6 protein-coding genes are annotated in these 4,082 nt (G+C 59.4%); 2 read left to right on the forward strand and 4 right to left on the reverse strand.

Annotated elements, in window-relative coordinates:
* A partial coding sequence (locus tag WCA53_RS15100) for an ABC transporter substrate-binding protein (protein WP_423911674.1) occupies positions 1-1,501 on the reverse strand: 1,501 nt, incomplete at its 3' end.
* A 118-nt stretch (positions 1,502-1,619) separates the two neighbouring features.
* Here WCA53_RS15100 and WCA53_RS15105 point away from each other — a divergent pair.
* A complete protein-coding gene (locus WCA53_RS15105) occupies positions 1,620-1,757 on the forward strand; it encodes a hypothetical protein (protein WP_423911678.1) in 138 nt (45 codons plus the stop codon).
* Positions 1,758-1,775: 18 nt separating this feature from the next.
* The gene (gene ribA, locus WCA53_RS15110) at positions 1,776-2,426 is read left to right on the forward strand and encodes a GTP cyclohydrolase II (protein WP_423911680.1); all 651 of its coding nucleotides are present in this window, start codon (positions 1,776-1,778) and stop codon (positions 2,424-2,426) included.
* A gap of 176 nt (positions 2,427-2,602) precedes the next feature.
* On the opposite strand, the gene WCA53_RS15115 is transcribed toward ribA, so the two are convergent.
* From WCA53_RS15115 to WCA53_RS15125, 3 genes are read right to left on the reverse strand one after another with little or no spacing between them, the layout of a single operon-like run.
* The gene (locus tag WCA53_RS15115; protein WP_423911683.1) at positions 2,603-2,893 is read right to left on the reverse strand and encodes a HigA family addiction module antitoxin; all 291 of its coding nucleotides are present in this window, start codon (positions 2,891-2,893) and stop codon (positions 2,603-2,605) included.
* 10 nt (positions 2,894-2,903) lie between these two features.
* A complete protein-coding gene (locus WCA53_RS15120; RefSeq protein WP_423911686.1) occupies positions 2,904-3,200 on the reverse strand; it encodes a type II toxin-antitoxin system RelE/ParE family toxin in 297 nt (98 codons plus the stop codon).
* A gap of 53 nt (positions 3,201-3,253) precedes the next feature.
* Positions 3,254-3,976: a 2OG-Fe(II) oxygenase gene (locus WCA53_RS15125; RefSeq protein WP_423911689.1), complete on the reverse strand. Its 723-nt coding sequence runs from the start codon at positions 3,974-3,976 to the stop codon at positions 3,254-3,256.
* Positions 3,977-4,082: the final 106 nt, after the last annotated feature.

Consider the following 4,082-nt stretch of genomic DNA (forward strand, 5'->3'; position numbering starts at 1 on the left):
CATACAGCTTGGCTCGCTTGTTTTGGTCCGTAATAAGCCGAGCGTGCCCGAGCAAGTCGTCGAACTGCTTGTTACACCATTTGGCCATGTTGCTGCCATGGACCGCGTCGCAACCGAGGGTGGTGCCGAGCCAGTTGTCCGGGTCGCCGTTGTCGCCCGTCCAGCCGTAGAGAATGGCATCGTGTTCGCCGCCTTCCTTCGCGCGCTTGTTGTACTCCGCCCATTCGTACGTCACGATATTCGCCTTCACACCGATCTTCGACCAGTCGGACTGGATCAACTGAGCCATCAGCCGTGCATTCGGGTTGTAGGCGCGCTGCACGGGCATCGCCCAGAGCGTGATGGAAAAGCCGTTCGGATAGCCCGCTTCCTTCAGCAACTCGCGCGCCCTGGCGGGATCGTAGGGCGCGTCCCTCAAGGACGTGTTATACGACCATTGCGAGGGCGGCATCGGGTTGGTCGCGACCGTTGCCGAGCCTTCATAGACGCTTTTCAGGATGTTCGGTTTGTCGACCGCCATGTCCAGCGCGCGCCGCACCTGCACGTTGTCGAGCGGCTTGTGCGTGGTGTTGTAGCCGACATACGCGACATTGAAGCCCACACCCGACAGGACCGCCAGGCCAGGATTCTTGCGTGCCGTCACGATGTCGGCGGGGCGGGGGAACGCGGTCATCTGGCATTCGCCGCTCGCGAGTTTCTGCATGCGCACAGCGGCGTCCGGGGTGATGGAGAACACCAGCTTGTCGATGTGCACGTCCTTACGGTCCCAGAAATCGGGATTTGCATCGTATCGGATGGTGGCGTCCTTCTGATAATCGCGGAACACAAACGGGCCGGTTCCAATCGGCTTCTGGTTCAGGTCTTCGGTCTTCCCGGCCTGCAGAAGCTGGTCGCCGTACTGGGCGGATACTATTGAGGCGAACTCCATCGCGATGTTGCGCACGAACACGACGTCGGGTGTCTTCAGGGTGAAGCGGACCGTATAGTCGTCGAGTTTTTCCACCGATGCGATGTTCTTGTCGTAGCCCAGATCGGTGAGATAGGGAAAGCTCACCGGGTGCGCTTTCTGGAACGCGTTGTCCGGGTCGATCATTCGCTTGAACGTGAAGAGAACGTCGTCCGCATCGAAATCGCGGGTGGGTTTGAACCAGGGCGTGGACTGGAACTTGACGCCGTGTCGGAGGTGAAACGTGAAGGTCTTCGCGTCGGCCGACTCGTCCCACGTTTGAGCGAGACCCGGCACGAGATCCAGCGAGCCGCGCTTGAACTCGACGAGCGTGTCGTAGATTGCGTGCGCGCCGGCGTCGAAGTCGGTGCTGGTCGTGTACTCTGCCGAATCGAAACCAGCGGGGCTGCCTTCGGAACAAAACACCAGGGTCTTGCCTGCTGCGTGTGCCGTGCTGGACAACGCGCCCACGGTGAACAGCAAGGACGCGGCGACTCGGGCCAGCTTGGCCAGAGGAGCGATAATGGAGCCTATCGTTGAGTTTTTGGGTGGCATGAAGGATAAAAGGGATTGGATGAGGTGGCGCTGAGCGCCCCTCCACTTTATCGGCCGCGGAATTTTTGGCGAAACAATACGTTCTTCTGTTGTTATTCCAGGTCCGGGCGCACGCGCGGTGAAATACGCAAAGCCCTACGGTCCGTATGGGCTGCAAATATTTCCCAAGCGTTTTAACATGTCGGACCGGGCGCTCGGCGCCTGGGCGGCAGCCAAACTGACGGTGTTGTCCGTCGGCATGACGCATACGCCCTAATAGGCAGTTCCAGAGAAAATGAAAAACGTTTCCGATTCACCTGCAGACTCCGCCGAAGCGGTCCACGACGAATGCGTCGAACTTGTGGCGAAAGCCACCATCCCCACGCGCTACGGCGTTTTCGAATCGCATGTGTATCGCGTGAAAAGTACTGGCGCCGAGCATCTGACGTTCGTCATGGGCGACGTCAGCAATGGCGAGTCGGTATTGTGCCGGCTTCATTCCGAGTGCGTCACCGGCGACGTTTTCGGCTCATACCGATGCGATTGCGGCGAACAGCTCGACCTCGCCATGCGGTACATCGCGGCTGAGAATCGCGGCATTTTGTTGTATTTGCGCGGTCATGAAGGACGCGGCATTGGGCTCGCGAACAAGATCCGTGCGTATGCGCTGCAAGAGCAGGGCTTCGACACCGTCGACGCCAACCTGCATCTCGGCCTGCCCGACGATGCCCGAGAATACGATTCCGCGGCAGCCATCCTTCGCGCGCTCGACGTACGCTCGGTGCGCCTGATGAGCAACAACCCGTCGAAGTTCGACACCCTGCTCAAGCATGACATTCCGGTGTGCGAACGCGTTGCGCTGGCCATTCCGATGCGCGAGGAAAACGAGCGCTACATCAAGACGAAGCAGGTTCGTTTCGGCCATTACTTTGACGAGAACGAATAGGTTGGTTCAGGCGGCGTCGTGAAAAATGACGCCAACGGGATTGGGATGTTCCGCCAGCGGAGAGTGTGCCGCGAGGGTGGAGTCCTTATGCCAGCCTGGTCAGCCGGCATCAGTGCGCGTTGGCGCAGGCGTAAAAAAACCGCCTCGCGGGCGGTTTCGGGCAATGCGATTGCACGTTAGGCTGCTCGTGCCAGCTCAGGAAATGGCACTACCTTCCGGTGCGGTTTTTGTTGTGCCTGATACAGGTCGTACCGAGCCTGCATGATGGTCCACATTTCTGCCGACGTTCCGAGCGCGGCGCCAAGCAATACGGCCATATCGGCAGATATACCGGCATGGCCGTTGAGAATCCGCGAAAGCGCTGCGCGCGTCACGCCAAGCCGTTCAGCCACGGTCGTAACGCTGAGTTCGCCCAGGTAGTCGCGCAACACCAGTCCGGGGTGCGCCGGGTTATACATCGATGTCATGGTCGGCTCCTTAGTGATAGTCGTGGTAATCAACAAGAACAGCATCTGCTCCTTCGAAAAAGAACGTCAGCCGCCAGTTGCCGGTTACCCATATTGACCAGTGCCCTTCGACGTCCTGCTTCTTCGGGTTCTTCCCGGTGAGCGGGTGGAGTTTCCACGCCGCCGCGTTCATATCATCGGGGCCCGTCGCGGCATGGAGCGCCGTGAGGCGAATCTGCAGTTTATCGGCGTGAGCGGCGGTGATGCCCGCTTTTGATCCGGTCAGAAAAAACCGCTCCAGCCCTTTGTGTCGGAAGCTCTTGATCATTTGTATAGTGTATATGAACGCTATACGGTACGCAAGAAAAGGAGTGTGCGGGTTCAGGCGGCGTCGTGAAAAATGACGCCCACTGCGTGACGATGCCCCGAGCGCAACCGGCTTACGCCATGCCGCAGATTCACGCGATACGGGCCGCGCGTGCCGTTCACTGGCCGGTGATGCACGGCGAAGATCACGGCATCGCCCTGGCGTAGCGGCACGACTTCGGGCCGCGATTGCATGCGCGGGCGCTGCTCGGTCATGACAAATTCCCCTCCGATAAAGTCGCGCCCCGGCTCCGAGAGCAGGATGGCGAGTTGGAGCGGAAACACGTGTTCGCCGTAGAGATCCTGGTGCAGGCAGTTAAAGTCGCCTTCCGCGTATTGGAGGATTAGCGGGGTTGGACGAACTTGTCCGGCGGCGTGGCATCGCTCGATAAATTCCGTGTGCTTCGATGGGTATCGGACATCGATATTCATCGTCTCGTTCCAGCGGTTCGCAACGGGCACGAGATGCGGATAGACCTCGCGGCGTATTGTGGAGATCAGTTCGGGTAGCGGATAAGCGTAGTACTTGTACTCGCCGCGTCCGAATCCGTGACGCGCCATGACCACGCGGCTTCTGTACAGCGCGTCGCTGGAATAGCGTGTTACCAGCGCGTCGCATTCACGGGGAGTCAGTAGGTCGGAAACCGTTGCGCAGCCGTATCGATCGAGTTGTTCTTCGACGAAGTGCCAGTTGATTGCGCTGACGCGAGCGTTCATATCGGTCGTCTGGATGTCCATGAGCTAGTTTTCCTTTTGAAAGCCTAAGGATCAGGCATGGGCGCGCGCCGGACAATCCGGGTCTTGCGGTTTCATTCGAGGCCTGCTGGCGGCTACGGGGGGAGGG

Source organism: Caballeronia sp. (assembly GCF_049581465.1).
Classification (GTDB): Bacteria; Pseudomonadota; Gammaproteobacteria; order Burkholderiales; family Burkholderiaceae; genus Caballeronia.

Bases quoted from the DNA above. Each gene is read 5' to 3' on its own strand.
- ribA (WP_423911680.1), top strand. From the start codon at position 1,776: ATGAAAAACGTTTCCGATTCACCTGCAGACTCCGCCGAAGCGGTCCAC.
- WCA53_RS15115 (WP_423911683.1), bottom strand. From the start codon at position 2,893: ATGACATCGATGTATAACCCGGCGCACCCCGGACTGGTGTTGCGCGAC.
- WCA53_RS15120 (WP_423911686.1), bottom strand. From the start codon at position 3,200: ATGATCAAGAGCTTCCGACACAAAGGGCTGGAGCGGTTTTTTCTGACC.
- WCA53_RS15125 (WP_423911689.1), bottom strand. From the start codon at position 3,976: ATGGACATCCAGACGACCGATATGAACGCTCGCGTCAGCGCAATCAAC.